The organism is Micromonospora sp. NPDC049201 (assembly GCF_055586805.1).
In genome coordinates, this window is record NZ_JBVJHM010000003.1 from 582,857 (window position 1) to 596,816 (window position 13,960).

Annotated in this window: 11 protein-coding genes; 4 read left to right on the forward strand and 7 right to left on the reverse strand. The window is 72.2% G+C overall.

Annotated elements, in window-relative coordinates; translation table 11 throughout:
- Positions 1 to 8: 8 nt before the first annotated feature.
- From ACZ6O5_RS09810 to ACZ6O5_RS09825, 4 genes are read right to left on the reverse strand one after another with little or no spacing between them, the layout of a single operon-like run.
- Positions 9 to 449: a hypothetical protein gene (locus ACZ6O5_RS09810; protein ID WP_465975871.1), complete on the reverse strand. Its 441-nt coding sequence runs from the start codon at positions 447 to 449 to the stop codon at positions 9 to 11.
- Positions 446 to 4,690, reverse strand: a complete 4,245-nt coding sequence (locus ACZ6O5_RS09815) for a toxin glutamine deamidase domain-containing protein (protein ID WP_465975923.1) — start codon at positions 4,688 to 4,690, stop codon at positions 446 to 448. Before ACZ6O5_RS09815 ends, ACZ6O5_RS09810 begins: the two co-directional genes overlap by 4 nt.
- A 24-nt stretch (positions 4,691 to 4,714) precedes the next feature.
- Positions 4,715 to 5,071 carry a hypothetical protein gene (locus tag ACZ6O5_RS09820; protein ID WP_465975873.1) on the reverse strand — a complete coding sequence of 119 codons (357 nt, stop codon included), beginning with the start codon at positions 5,069 to 5,071 and terminating at the stop codon, positions 4,715 to 4,717.
- A 2-nt stretch (positions 5,072 to 5,073) separates the two neighbouring features.
- Complete coding sequence (locus ACZ6O5_RS09825; RefSeq protein ID WP_465975875.1) at positions 5,074 to 5,487, reverse strand: YbaB/EbfC family nucleoid-associated protein; 414 nt, start codon at positions 5,485 to 5,487, stop codon at positions 5,074 to 5,076.
- 78 nt (positions 5,488 to 5,565) lie between these two features.
- Between ACZ6O5_RS09825 and ACZ6O5_RS09830 the strand changes: the two genes are divergently transcribed.
- Positions 5,566 to 6,801 (forward strand): SUKH-3 domain-containing protein, encoded by a 1,236-nt coding sequence (locus ACZ6O5_RS09830; protein ID WP_465975877.1) that lies wholly within the window; start codon positions 5,566 to 5,568, stop codon positions 6,799 to 6,801.
- 4 nt (positions 6,802 to 6,805) lie between these two features.
- Here ACZ6O5_RS09830 and ACZ6O5_RS09835 read toward each other — a convergent pair whose 3' ends face one another.
- Entirely contained in the window at positions 6,806 to 8,245 is a 1,440-nt protein-coding gene (locus tag ACZ6O5_RS09835) for an aldehyde dehydrogenase family protein (RefSeq protein ID WP_465975879.1), read from the reverse strand.
- 142 nt (positions 8,246 to 8,387) lie between these two features.
- Between ACZ6O5_RS09835 and ACZ6O5_RS09840 the strand changes: the two genes are divergently transcribed.
- Positions 8,388 to 9,827, forward strand: a complete 1,440-nt coding sequence (locus ACZ6O5_RS09840) for a gamma-aminobutyraldehyde dehydrogenase (protein ID WP_431931093.1) — start codon at positions 8,388 to 8,390, stop codon at positions 9,825 to 9,827.
- 62 nt (positions 9,828 to 9,889) lie between these two features.
- Entirely contained in the window at positions 9,890 to 11,161 is a 1,272-nt protein-coding gene (gene gabT, locus ACZ6O5_RS09845; RefSeq protein ID WP_465975881.1) for a 4-aminobutyrate--2-oxoglutarate transaminase, read from the forward strand.
- 78 nt (positions 11,162 to 11,239) lie between these two features.
- On the opposite strand, the gene ACZ6O5_RS09850 is transcribed toward gabT, so the two are convergent.
- Positions 11,240 to 11,899, reverse strand: coding sequence for an RlpA-like double-psi beta-barrel domain-containing protein (locus ACZ6O5_RS09850; RefSeq protein WP_465975883.1), 660 nt, complete (start codon positions 11,897 to 11,899; stop codon positions 11,240 to 11,242).
- Between the two features lie 211 nt (positions 11,900 to 12,110).
- On the opposite strand from ACZ6O5_RS09850, the gene ACZ6O5_RS09855 reads away from it, so the two are divergent.
- Positions 12,111 to 12,569 (forward strand): hypothetical protein, encoded by a 459-nt coding sequence (locus ACZ6O5_RS09855; protein WP_465975885.1) that lies wholly within the window; start codon positions 12,111 to 12,113, stop codon positions 12,567 to 12,569.
- A 192-nt stretch (positions 12,570 to 12,761) separates the two neighbouring features.
- Here the strand turns inward: ACZ6O5_RS09855 and ACZ6O5_RS09860 are convergent, their stop codons facing one another.
- A complete protein-coding gene (locus tag ACZ6O5_RS09860; protein WP_465975887.1) occupies positions 12,762 to 13,610 on the reverse strand; it encodes a hypothetical protein in 849 nt (282 codons plus the stop codon).
- Positions 13,611 to 13,960: the final 350 nt, after the last annotated feature.

The following is a 13,960-nucleotide window of genomic DNA, read 5'->3' on the forward strand; positions in this document are numbered from 1 at the left end:
CGGGACCATCAGGAGGCCGCGATGGTGGGGTCGGCACCGGGGTCCCCGGCCCGCTGAAGCTGCTCCTCGAACATCACAAAGGTTCGCCGCCGGATGCCCGCGACGAGTGCCGCTTCCTCCGGTGTGTAGGCGCGCCTCTCGGCGGTGGCCTGCTCGTCGATCGCCCGCACCGTCTCGTAGAGCGCGAAGACGGGCCCGTCGCCCTTCAGATAGCGACCGCGTGCGGCCTCGGTGCGCTGGACGAACTCGGCGGGCGTCCGAACAGAAATCTCGCCGCCGATGGCCGAGAGGACGTCGTCGATCACGTCATCGGCCGAACGCCAGCCGCCTGTCGCTCTGTCCAGCCGCCATGCGGTGATCCCTCCATCAGCCGTAGAGACCAGCTTCACCGGCGTCTTGTAATGGTCGTAGTAGGCGGGGAGTTCTACGCCCTCGGATCCGTCTGTCATTCACGCCCTCCGTGCAACGCCGTCTGCAGAGCGGCCCAGAAGAATGCACGCTGACGGTCGATGATGCCCCTGCGTATGGCCGACTCCATCGCGGTCACGCTACGTCCTTCCTCCTTGGCAACGGCGTTGAGGTCGCGCCGCACCTCGAAGAGGGAATGTTCCCAGGTCGCCACCTCGTCCAACACGGCCAACTGCAGTCGGAGCTCGGCGATATGACCGTTGGACGCGCGCACGAACATCTGCACGTCCCGATATCCACCGGTCTGCGGTGACCTGAAGCGGTCATCGAACTCCACGAGATCAAGTTGCGCATCGTTCTTGAGGGCTGCCAGTGCGTCGTAGAGATCGTCCAACTTGCGATAGGAGACATAGCCGCCTGCCAGGTCAGTCAGCTGTGACGCATCGCCGCCGTAGCCCTCGATCTTGTCCTCAGCCCTCCCACGATTCTTGGGCTTGCTGCGTGGATGATATTCGGCGGCACCGCCAGAGGCCGCGGCGAGCCGGAGTCCCAAGGCATCGACGTCGGACTGCGCAACAACCGCCAGCTCGAACAACTCGTCGAGATACCGCTTCCGGTAACGAGTGTCACTGAGGCGATCGCGATCGAAGCCCGGCTGCACGGCTTCCGGACCATTGACGGCGAAGGACTTGCTGATCTCCATCTGAGCATCGGTCAACGGTGTCGGTTCAAGGTGCCGTGGCGGCGCCGCCACAAGTGCGTCGGCTCCCTGCTCAGCTATCTCGTTCAGCACGTCCTGCAGGACGTCGATGGCCTGTTGGTGGCTGGCGAGATGGTGCAGGGTCACCGGCCTGGCGGTCAGCGAGTTGGCGAGTTCCGGCGTCGCCAGGATCATCCGCACCAGGTCGGGACGCTCCGCGAGCTGTCGCACCAACGTCTCGGCGAGCAGTTCCTCCCGCCGCGGCGGGGCCTCCCAGCTCTGGTCCAGCATTCGCTGCACGCGGGCGTCGGTGAACAGCCGTTTCAGGTCACCGGCAGCGGCCTCGTCCAGCCCTGGCACGAGCCGTCGCAACGTCGCCCCGTCGGCGTGCTGCGCCAACTCGACCGGGGTCACCCCGGCGGCGAAGGCGTCAGCCAGGCTGGCGCTGGCCGCCAGCGCGTCGCGCACGTAGAGCCCGGCGGCGATGCGGTCCGCGTGGGCCGCACGGTGCGTGTCGCGTATCCGGTCAGGCATCGGCTCGGCCTGCGGCGCGTCGCCGGGTGGGCGGTGCATGGTGGTGGACTCGCCGAGCAGGTGGACGCGGTTGAAGTCGGGCGCGGCCCCGTGGTCTTTCGGCAGCGGGTCGGGCGGTCGTGGGGGCGCCGGACGGTGCCGTGGCTCGGGCAGCACGTTGAAGTCGCCGGGCGGCCGGCTGGCGAGCGGCATCGGCCGACCGTCCGGGCCGAGGACCAGGGCGTCCACCCCCACCACGTTCCCCTCGAACGGGACGCCGCTGTGTCGGTAGAGCGGCTGCCCCGCCACCAACCCGCTCTGCGGGTCGAGGTAGAGCACCGTGCCGTTCTGGTTGAGCGCCACCCAGGCGTGCGAGCCGCCGCCCTCGAAACTGGTGATGAGGAAGGCGTAGCTGCCGTGACCGCCCGACGCCAGTTGCGCGTGCAGGTCGCGGTAGCCGCGCTCGACCAGCCTCCGCCGGGCCGCGCCGGTCACCCCGGTGCGGTCGGGCCCGCACAGGTTCTGGAACCGGCCGCCGGTCGTCTCCTCGACCCGCAGCGGGCCGTCGATCTCGCCGCCGACCGGTCGGTGCACGTCGCCCGCGAGATACCCGTCGAAGGTACGCGGCGCGGCGACCCGTGGCCGACCGTGCACCCAGGTCTCGAAGAGGGACAGCGTGCAGTCGAGGCAGTTGATGCCCCGGGTGGCGTCGGCGGCCGGGCCACCGTCGTTGGCCAGCCGGAACCAGTCGCCGCGCCGGGGATCGGCGGTCCGGATCACGCTGCCGTCCGAGTTGCGGGGCATCTGCCGTTCGAGGTCGGTCTGGTGCAGCGCGAGCGGGGGCCGGAGTCCCCCGCGCCGGCCGTAGGGGCGAGACTGGTCGACCGGCGAGGGGTGACCGTGGCCGGTGAGCGCGGAGTGGTCGGCTGTCTCCACCGCGCCGAGGGCCAGGTCCGCCACGTCGTCGTTGATCCGGTAGAAGTCGAGGTCGTCCTCGACCATCACCCGTTCCGGAACCAACTTCCCGTTGAGTACGTGCTGCGCCTCCGCGCGCAACTCCGACGCCTCCAGGTCGGCCTCATGCGCTTCCCGGTGCCAACGCTCGGCGGCGAGCGTTCGCCCCGACCGGCGCAGCTCCAGGGCCTGCGCCGCCCAGTCACTCGCCCGTTCCTCGTGGTAATCGGCGCGTTCATTGAGCCAGTCCGCCCGAGTCTGACGTCGGCGGTCCTCGAACCAGTTGCGCTGGGATCGCAGGTAACCCTGGTAGCGGCGTCGATCGAGGGCCTCCCGCTCCGCCATCAGACGCGTGGCCCGCTCCTGCGGAGTTTCGCGGTGGGAAGACGGAGGGTCGTACGGATTGAGGACGCTCGGCGGCGGACTCGTCGGCGTCAACGTCTCCAGCAGCGGGAAGCCGGGGTTCGGCACCGGCCGGGGATCAGGGCCGACGCCGGGTGCTCCCGGGTTCGGCGCGACCTGGGGATGAGGCGGCGGAGCTGGCGGCGCGGCGAGATGCCCGTCAGACCCACCAGCGGTGATCCGATCCGGTGACGGCGGCATCGCCGGGTACGGATGGTCGACGGGCGGCGGCGAGAATGTCGTCGGGGCCGCCGCCTGCACGGGTGTGGTGGGTGCCGGAGCATGGGTGTCGGTCACCGCCGGCGTCGGGCCCGCGCCGTGCCAAGCGTCGGCGGCCCCCGGAAGAACGGTGCCGGGGTTCGGCGTGTCGACGGCCACCGAGGACAGCATCGGAGTGGTGGTCGAGGTGGTTGGCACGACGGCGGAATCGACGTTTCCCAGGGAGGGGAGCGCTGGGGCGGTCAGCTCCGGCATCGGGTGTACCACGCCCACCGGGTCGAGGTGCGGAGCCGCGGTCACGGCATCGACCAGCGGGATCGATGAAGGCGGGCCAGCAACCGGCCGGGAGTGCACGACCGGCTCACCGCTCTGCGCGGACGGCAGCCGGGCGGACCGCTGGTCCGGAACGAGACCGGCCGGACCGGGCCCGGATGACCCCTCCGGGCCGACCGGCGGCAGGTCCAGGCCGACCGGCGGGGCCGTGAGGCCGCCCAGCTTCCCGTCGAGCCGGTGATGCAGCGCCGTCTCGGTCTGCCCGGTGGCGGAACCACTCACGCCGGACGCCGCCGCGCGAGCCAGGTCTTCCAGCGACGGGCCCTGACCGGTGGCCAGCCCGGCCGCGGTCTCGGCGAGGCTCTCGCCGGCCATCTCACGCCCGAAGCGTTCCCCGACCTGCGCGAACCGCCCGCTCGCGTGCCGGCCCAGACCGGCGAGCGGCGCGACCGCGCCGCCGGCGAAGCCACCGAGCCCTGACGCACCCACGTCGGTCAGGTCGAGGCCGTTCCGGCGGCCGGTGGAGTTCTGGTACGCCTGGGTGGCCAGGCTGGTGCCCGCCTCCTGACCGGCCTCCGCCAGGCCGGCGAGCACGGCCTTGCGGGCGAGACCCCGGGCGCCGCTCTTGACGGCCTCCTTCGCGGCCCGTTCGCCGGCCTCCTTCAGGCCTTCCCTGACCGCCTTGCGGGCCAACTGGGCCACCAGCCGCTTGAAGATCTGTTGCACGGCGATCCGGGTGGCGGTGATCGCGGCGCCGGCCGCCGGTGACGCCGCACCGAGCGTGAGCACGGTGACCACCGCGAGAGACAGCAGTTCGACGACCAGGATGCCCAGCTCGATCCAGGCTTCCAGCTTCGCGCCCTCGATGTCGCAGCCGCAGGAGTCGACGAGCCGCCCCAACTCGTCGGTGGCCGCCACGAGGGCGTGCAGCGGCGCGTCCTCGCTCCCCGCCACCTTGTCCCAGGCCGTGTCGAACGCGTGCGCCACCAATCCGACGCCGCCGTATCCGCTCTTCACCTCACCGGCGGCGGTGGTCGCCTCGTCGCGCGGGCCGGCCAGGACGCCGGCGACGGAGTACCACTGGTCGGCCAGGTCCCAGACGGCGCGTTCGTCGCCCTCCGGCCATTCCACCCCGACCACCCAGTCGAGCGCCTCGTAGATCCAGCCGGGCACGTCCCAGGGGCAGTAGTCGAGCGGGTGCGGGATCGGGCTGGGCAGCATGCTCACGCGCGGATCCTCCGGTGGTCAGCGCCAGGGCCGATGCGGGTTGTGCCGTTGGTGCGGGATCGTCCCGAGGTCACGGGCGTTGCTCAGATCGGTCTCCACGGTCGCGGTGACCGAGCGGACCACGTCCGACCCGAGCCCTTCGAGCGAGCGGCCGAGCAGGTCCCACGCCCGCAGCAGCGTCTCGGCGTAGCCCTGGTAGTGCTTGTCGAACGCGGCGCCGATGTCGTCGCGCCCCCACGGTCGTCGGCCACCCGCCGCGGCGATCGGATCGCCGGTCTCGCGCCGGGCCGCCGTGACGGCCCTGCCGGTCGCGGCCAGGTCGCCGCCCCCGCGCCGGGCGCGGTCCGCGTCCAGCCAGATCCCTTCCCCGGCCACGGTCACTCGCCGCGCGACGCCACCGCGTCGGCCCGGCCGAGCAGCGCGCCGAAGTCATGGGTACGCAGGAACTCGACCGACGACGAGCCGGGCGGTAGATAACCGGAGACCAGCTCACGGGTGGCGGCGGACGCGGCGGCGGAGGCACGCAGCACGGTCTCGGTGATCTTCCGGCTCAACGCCCGGGCATCCCGGTCGTGGAACACGGCAGGACTCACCTCGACGGTGATCAGCTCGCCGCGAGCCCCGACCACGACGGTGACCTGGCCGTCGTCGGAGCGTTCGGTCACCCGCAACTCGGCCAGCCTGGTCTGGAGTTCGTCCAGGCCGGACCGCAGTCGTTGGTACTGGCCGTACACCTCGTCGAACCTCGCGCGCAGCGCACGGTTCGCATCCCGATCGGCACTCTCGGCCACCACCGCTCCCCCTCCGTCACCCTGGGTAGGGCCGACCATACCGGGTGCCACGGAATCCGTGGGGTCCGGTAATTTCAGGTGGTGATCGAGCGACAGCAGGCCGAGCAGATCGCCTCCGTCTGGGCCCGGCGCGACTCCGACCGCCTCGGCTTTCCCTGCACGCCTGTGGTCGAGGAGTTCGACCTCGGTTACGTGGTGCTGTCCACCGTGTCCACCGAGGCGCGGGCCCTGCCCGGCGACCTGCCGACCACGGTCATCGACAAGGAGACCGGCGAGGTCTCCACCTGGCCCCGGGTGCCGGCGTCGGCGGTCGAGCAGATGTACCGGCAACGCCGGCCGGCCGCGCCGCGCGCCCCCCGCACGGTCGACCCGGCCGGGCAGTTGCTCCGCGAGCTGACCCGGCTGCCCACGCCCGGCGCGGCGGCGCACCTCACCCTCGACGGCCGGTTGCACGTCGCGCAGGGCGCGAAGGGCGACGTCGAGCTGCACCACCATCCACTCGTCCGGTCCTATCTCGACGAATTGCCCGCCGGTCACCTGGTGCGGGGCGGCGATCGGCACGCGGAGATGATCGTCGTCTCCGACGCGCTGCACGAGCACGACCACCGTCGCGTCGCCGAAGGCCTACCGCCGCTGACGCTCGACGAGGCCCGGCAGTGGTTGAGGGCAAGCCGCATCGAGTTCTTCCGCATCCGCGAGTCCGGTGATCCGGCGGGCGGTCAGGCCGACCTGCGATGTGAGTCGTGCATCCGGTTCCTGGTGCATTTCGACGTGCTGCCCTGGCCGGAGCTGGCGTACGCCGAGGAGTGGCGCCCAGATCCGCAGACTCCTCCCAATTCCGAACGGTTCCCGTCCGAAGTGGCGGACGCGCTCGTGGTCGCCGGCTGGCGGCCGCACTTCGGGGACGAGGTGTCGGCCGCCGCCTCGGTCCGCAAGGTCACCGGGGTCCGTGGGGCCCAGCACAGCCATGCTTCCTTCCCCGCCGCCCTGGCGACGCTCACCGCCTTTCCGGGGCTGGTGAGCGCACGGCAAGGCCCTGGCGAAGCGGTGTGGGTCTCCCGCTTCGACGTGCGTCCGCGCAAGGTCGCGCACACCGCCGACACTCTCGCGGACTTCGGCGCGGTCCTGGGTGTCCGCCTCTTCCCGTTGGGCAGCGAACGTCAGGAGAGCATCCTCGCGGTCGACGAGCACGGCCGGGTCTTCGCGCTCGACCAGGCCGGCGAGTGGTTCCTCGGCGCCGACGTCGATGCCGCTCTCACCACGCTGCTGCTCGGCCGTGCCGCCCCCAGGGTCCGCGATGACGGCACCTGGTGACCGCCTACAACGCCACCCCGGTGAGCACCAGGACGCGCGGCTCGGTGTAGTCGTCCATCGCGCTGCGCAGCCCCTCCCGCCCGACGCCCGAGCCCTTCACCCCGCCGTACGGCATCTGGTCGGCCCGGTACGACGGCACGTCGCCGACGATCACGCCGCCGACCTCCAGGGTCCGGGCGGCGGCGAACGCCACGTCCAGCCGGTGGGTGAACACGCCGGCCTGCAACCCGTACGCGGAGTCGTTGACCGCGGCGAACGCGGCCTGGTCGTCCGGGACCGGGGCGACCACGAGCACCGGCCCGAACACCTCCTCGGCGCAGACCTTCGCGTCGGCCGGCACGCCGCTGAGCACGGTCGGCGGATAGGTCGCGCCGTCGCGCCGGCCGCCCACCTCGATGGTGGCCCCGGCGGCGACCGCCTCGTCCACCCACGCCTCCACCCGCTGCGCCGCCTCGACGGACACCAGCGGCCCGACGTCGGTCAGCTCGGAGCGGGGGTCGCCGGTGCGCAGTGCCTCGACGGCGGTGACGAGCCGGGGCAGGAAGCCGTCGTGGAGCCGTTCGTGCACGTAGACCCGCTGCACCGCGATGCACGACTGCCCGGCCTGATAGTTCGAGAACGTGGCGATGCGGTGCGCGGCGAACGCCAGGTCCTCGTCGGTCGACCAGTCGGCGCAGATCACCGCCGCCGCGTTGCCGCCCAACTCCAGCGTGACGTGCTTGTCCGGAGCGGCGCGGCGGATGGCCGCGCCGACCGGGCCGGAGCCGGTGAACGAGACCACCGGCAGGCGCGGGTCGGCGACCAGTTCGGCGGCGCGTTCGTTGGGCAGCGGCAGCACCGAGAAGATGCCGTCGGGCAGGTCGGTCTCGGCGAGGATCTCGCCGAGCAGCAGCGCGGTGAGCGGGGTGGCCGGAGCCGGTTTGACCACGATCGGGGCGCCGACGGCGAGCGCCGGGGCGACCTTGTGGGCGACCAGGTTGAGCGGGAAGTTGAACGGGGTGATGCCGAGCACCGGCCCGCGCGGCACGCGCCGGACCAGCGCGATCCGGCCGGTGGCGGCCGGGTCGGTGTCGAGGCGTTGCAGCTCGCCGGAGAAGCGGCGGGCCTCCTCGGCGGCCCAGCGGAACGTGGAGATCGCGCGCCCGACCTCGGCCTTCGCCCACTTGACCGGCTTGCCGTTCTCGGCCGTGACCAGCGCGGCGACCTCGTCGGCCCGCTCGGCGATCCGCCGGGACACGTGGTCCAGGGCGGCCGCGCGGACGTGCGCGGGCAGGGCCGCGGCCTCCGCGGCCACCCGGGCGGCGCCCGCGACGGCGGCTTCGACCTGGTCGGCAGTGGCGAGCGTGGTACGCCCCACCGCCCGCCCGTCGTACGGGTGGGTGACGGTCAGCTCTGCCTCGCCGTGGGCAGGGCGGCCGGCGACGTAGAAGGCTCTCGGCTCCACGTCCGGCAGCGTAGACCAGGAACGCTCGCGCGGAAACAGTTGCCCAAACCCTTGTCTGCCTCGAATTCAGTAGCCAAGATGGCAGTCAGATTGCGAGAACCTCCGCTGACCTTCCTTCCGGCCACCCTCTCGGAGACTTGAGATGAGCGACCAGCAGCAGCTGCGCAACTTCGTCAACGGCGAGTACGTCGACCCGGTGGACGGCGGCTACGCCGATCTGGTCGACCCGTGCACCGGCGAGGTGTTCGCCCGCGCCCCGGTGTCCGGGCCGGCGGACGTGGACGCGGCGATGCGGGCCGCCTCCACCGCGTTCGAGGGCTGGCGGGACGCCACCCCGGCGGAGCGGCAGCGGGCGATGCTGAAGTTCGCCGACGCGGTGGAGGCCCGGGCCGCCGACCTGGTCGACGCGGAGGTGCGCAACACCGGCAAGCCCCGGCAGCTCACCACCGACGAGGAGCTGCCGCCGGCCGTGGACGAGCTGCGGTTCTTCGCCGGCGCGGCGCGCCTGCTGGAGGGGCGTTCGGCGGGTGAGTACCTGGCCGGCCACACGTCGTACGTGCGGCGCGAGCCGATCGGCGTCTGCGCGCAGGTGACGCCCTGGAACTACCCGCTGATGATGGCGGTCTGGAAGATCGCCCCGGCCCTCGCCGCCGGCAACGCGGTGGTGCTGAAGCCGTCGGACACCACGCCGGTGTCGACTCTGCTGCTGGCCGAGATCGCCGCCGAACACCTGCCGCCGGGTGTGTTCAACGTGGTCTGCGGCGACCGGGACACCGGTCGTACGCTGGTCTCCCACCCGACCCCGCAGCTCGTGTCGATCACCGGCTCGACCCGGGCGGGCATGGAGGTCGCCGCCGCGGCGGCGCCGGACCTGAAGCGGACCCACCTGGAGCTGGGCGGCAAGGCCCCAGTGGTGATCTTCGACGACGCGGACGTGGCGGCGGCGGCCGAGGCGATCGCGGTGGGCGGCTACTTCAACGCCGGCCAGGACTGCACCGCCGCGACCCGGGTGCTGACCGGCCCGGGCATCCACGACGACTTCGTGGCCGCGCTCACCGAGCAGGCCCGCAACACCCGCACCGGCGGGCCGGACGACGCGGACGTGCTCTACGGCCCGTTGAACAACGCCAACCAGCTCGCCCGGGTCAGCGGCTTCGTGGACCGCCTGCCCGATCACGCGGACGTCACCACCGGCGGCAGCCGGGTCGGCGAGCGGGGCTTCTTCTACGCGCCGACCGTGGTCTCCGGCGTCCGGCAGGCCGACGAGATCATCCAGGACGAGGTGTTCGGGCCGGTGATCACCGTGCAGCGGTTCTCCGACGAGGACGAGGCGGTGCGCTGGGCCAACGGCGTCGAGTACGGCCTGTCCGCCTCGGTCTGGACCCGCGACCACGGCCGGGCCATGCGGATGACCCGCCGGCTGGACTTCGGCTGCGTCTGGGTGAACACGCACATCCCGTTCGTGTCGGAGATGCCGCACGGCGGCTTCAAGCACTCCGGCCACGGCAAGGACCTGTCGGTCTACAGCCTGGAGGACTACACCCGGATCAAGCACGTCATGCACCACATCGAGGCCTGGTGAGCGCGAGGAGTGAGCCGGTTTTGCGAGCCACGCAGTCGCAAACGAAAGAAGGCTGAGACCCCATGGCATCCAGCGAGGAGCTGCGCAAGCGCCGCACGTCGGCGGTGGCCCGGGGCGTGGGCAGCGTCGTCGACGCGTACGTCGATCACGCGGGCGGCGGCACGCTCACCGACGTGGACGGGCGGGAGTGGATCGACTTCGCGGCCGGCATCGCGGTCACCAACGTGGGCAACTCCGCCCCGAAGGTGGTCGAGGCGGTCCGCGCCCAGGTCGAACGGTTCACCCACACCTGTTTCATGGTCGCGCCGTACGAGTCGTACGTGGCGGTGTGCGAGCAGCTCAACGCGGTGACGCCGGGCGGCTTCGAGAAGCGGTCGGCGCTGTTCAACTCCGGCGCCGAGGCGGTGGAGAACGCGGTGAAGATCGCCCGCCACGCGACCGGGCGGCCGGCGGTGGTGGTGTTCGACCACGCGTACCATGGTCGGACCAACCTGACCATGGCGTTGACCGCGAAGAACATGCCGTACAAGCACCGGTTCGGGCCGTTCGCCGGGGAGGTCTACCGGGTGCCGATGTCGTATCCGCTGCGCGACGGCGGGCTCGACGGGGCGACCGCGGCGGCCCGGTCGATCGAGATGATCGAGAAGCAGGTGGGCGCGGAGAACGTGGCCGCGCTGCTGATCGAGCCGATCCAGGGCGAGGGCGGCTTCGTCGTACCCGCCGAGGGGTTCCTGCCGGCGTTGCGCGAGTGGGCGACGGCGGCCGGGGTGGTCTTCGTCGCCGACGAGATCCAGACCGGTTTCTGCCGCACCGGTGACTGGTTCGCCTGCGCGCACGAGGGCGTCGAGCCGGACCTGGTCACGCTGGCCAAGGGCATGGCCGGCGGGCTGCCGCTGGCGGCGGTGACCGGGCGGGCGGAGCTGATGGACGCGGTGCACGTCGGTGGTCTCGGCGGCACGTACGGCGGCAACCCGGTCGCCTGCGCCGCCGCGCTCGCGGCGATGGAGACGATGCGGGAGCTGGACCTGTCGGCCGCGGCCCGGCGGATCGGCGCGGTGATGGGCGAGCGGCTGCACGCGATCGCCGCCCGTGACCCGCGGGTCGCCGAGGTACGTGGCCGGGGCGCGATGCTCGCCATGGAGATCGTGCAGCCGGGCGGGACCGTCCCCGATCCGGTGGCCACGGCGGCGCTGTCGGCGGCCTGCCACGCGGCCGGGCTGCTCACCCTGACCTGCGGCACCTACGGCAACGTGCTGCGTTTCCTGCCCCCGCTGGTGATCGCCGACGGCGAGCTGGGCCGGGGCCTCGACATTCTCGATGCCGCGTTCGGCTGACCCGGCCGCCCCTGATCGTGGAGCACCACGGGCCTGATCCCCCCAGGTCCCGCCCGTGGTGTTCCACTCCCCTGGTGGTCAGCGCAGCAACTGCACCGTGTTGCGGCGGATGAGGTTCTTGCCCGGCTCGCGGACCAGGTCCATGGCCGCCGCGTTGAGCAGCACGCAACTGCCCGACGGCCCGACCACGGTCACGGTGGCGCTCTTGTTGTTGTCCAGGTTCGTCACCCGCAGCCGGGTGCCGACCGGGAACTGTCCGCTGGTGGCGGCCGGCGCGCCGGCCTCGGCGGAGAACGTGATCGCCCCGGCGCAGACGCTGCCCCCGATCGGCTGCGCGTTGCCGGGCCGCGTCTCGACCGGCTGCCCACCGCCGGGGGCGGGAGCGGCGCCGTCGAGGCGTTCCACCACGTTGCGGCGGATGACGTTCTTGCCCGGCTCGCGGACCAGGTCCATGGCCGCCGCGTTGAGCAGCACGCAACTGCCCGACGGCCCGACCACGGTCACGGTGGCGCTCTTGTTGTTGTCCAGGTTCGTCACCCGCAGCCGGGTGCCCGCCGGGAACCGGTCGCTGGTGGCGGCCGGTGCCCCGCCTTCCGCCGAGAACGTCACCGACCCGACGCAGGCGGACCGCCCGGCCGGCGTGGTCTCCGCGAATCCCATTCCGGTGCCGACCGAGAGGCCCACCGAGGCGACCACCGCCACGGTCGCCGCCAGCACGTGCTTGCGCTGCACCCTCACGTTGTCTCCTGTCGTCGGTGTCCTCGACGCCTGATACGGATGCCAGCCCCGGACCGTTCAGCCGGACCGCCGGTCAAGCGGGGCGCACCGCTATGCCGGAGGCGTTAACAGGGGGCCCGTCCTTGCTGTCCAAGATTTTGCACTTGGGGGCTTCGCGGGGGTGGGATGCTGGTGCCGTCCACATTGGAGTTCCGTTCGGCAGGAGCCGCGCATGCACCAGGTCCGACCATCACTGCTCGCCGCCGGCCTCACCACGCTGGCCACCGCCGCCGCCCTCGGACTCGCCCCGGGCGCCGCGCTCGCCGCCCCGAGCCCGGCCGCCTCGGCCCCGGCGATCTCCGTCAACTGGTTCGGCGTCGCCGACGTCCACGCCCACACCGGCACGGTGCGGGGCCGGTTCGACTGCGGCGACGAACGCGGCCTGGCGTACATCGAGGTGCACCTGGCTCAGCGGGTGCGGGGCACCGACGTCACCGGCTTCGGGTTCGGCGTGATCGGCGCGTGCACCGACGCGCGTACGGCCGGCACCTGGACGGCGACCGTCCCCGCCGACGCGGGCACCTTCCGCCCCGGCCCTGCCACCACCACGGCCCGCCTGGTCGTCGAGCCCAACTCGCTCACCGAGACCACCGAGCGCCTACGCCTGCTCCCCCACTGCCCGCGCCCCTGACCTGCCCCCGTCGCCCCCGCCCTACCCCCACCCCCCGCGATCTTGCAGTTTGTGCCCGCAAGAAGCCGGATTTGCCCTATCCGCCGGGTAGCGAAGTGCAAGATCGCGAGAGCGGGGAGCGGGGAGCGGGGAGCGGGGAGCGGGGAGCGGGGAGCGGGGAGCGGGGAGCGGGGAGCGGGGAAGGTTGGCGGGTTAGCGGGTTAGGGCGGCGCGGAGGGTGGTGAGGATGTGGGACGGGCGGCGGTAGAGGTCGCGGTCGGTGAAGTAGCGCATCCGCCATCCGTTCGCGTCCAACCAGTTGATCCGGTCCCGGTCGTACCGCATGCGGTCCCGATCGAGGTGGGTCAGACCGTCGTACTCGACCCCCACCCGTCGATCGCGGTAGCCCAGGTCCGTTCGGAAGCGCGGAATGCCGTACTGGTCGAAGATCCACATCTGCGGCTCCGGAGCGGGTAGCCCGCCGTCGAGCAGCAACAGCCGCAACTGGCTCTCCTGTCGACACTCGGACCGGCCGTCAGCTCGCGGCACGAGATCACGAGCCTGCCGGATCCCGCGCAGGGCCCGATGCAGCGGCAACTCCGCCGCGAGGTCGTCGACCGTCACGGCACCGGAGCGAAGTGCGGCGTCGAGCACCGGGAGCGCGTCCATCCGCCGGGCCCGGCGGGCCAGGTCGACCGCGCACTGGGCGGCGGGCACGCAGGGCAGCCCTCCAATGAGCACCGGCCGGACCGGAAGGACGGAGTGGTGGACGACCAGACCGGGCAGCCGAGGCCTGGCGACGCTCGGCGGCAACTGCACGTGCACCGCGGATTCCCGGAGCACGCCGAACCCATGACGACGTGCCGCGGTGTGCATGGCCAGCATCGCGCCCCCGGGAAGACGGAGCAGCAGCGCCCGCAGCTCGCCCTCGTCATCGCACGGCGTCGGCGCGTATACACCCCGCCGAACGCGGATCAACTCTTCCCGCCTGACCTGCGTCCGCACCCGCTTCACGGTGAGCGTCCGCATCAGCTCCCGCGTTCGCCACAGCTCCGTCGACACGAGCACACCATGCCGCCTCGCCCCGCGCCACCCCGCCCCCCGCCACCGCCCCCTTGTGGACAACCCCTCCCTTGTGCACATCCCCACTCACCCGCCCTCCTTGTGCTAACCCCGTCCCACCCCCACGACGATCTTGCAGTTTGTGCCCACTTCATGCCCGAAAAGAGCGGAATTCCGGGGCCGAAAGTGCAAGATCAACGCGCGGGGGCGGGGGCGGGGGCGGGGGCGGGGGCGGGGGGTGGGGGGTGGGGGGTGGGGGGGTGTCCCTATGGGTTTCGTCAAGCAGCGATTGAGGCGGTTGGGCGGGGTTGGTAGGGGATCTTGTCGCGGAGCATGGCGAACAGGACGTC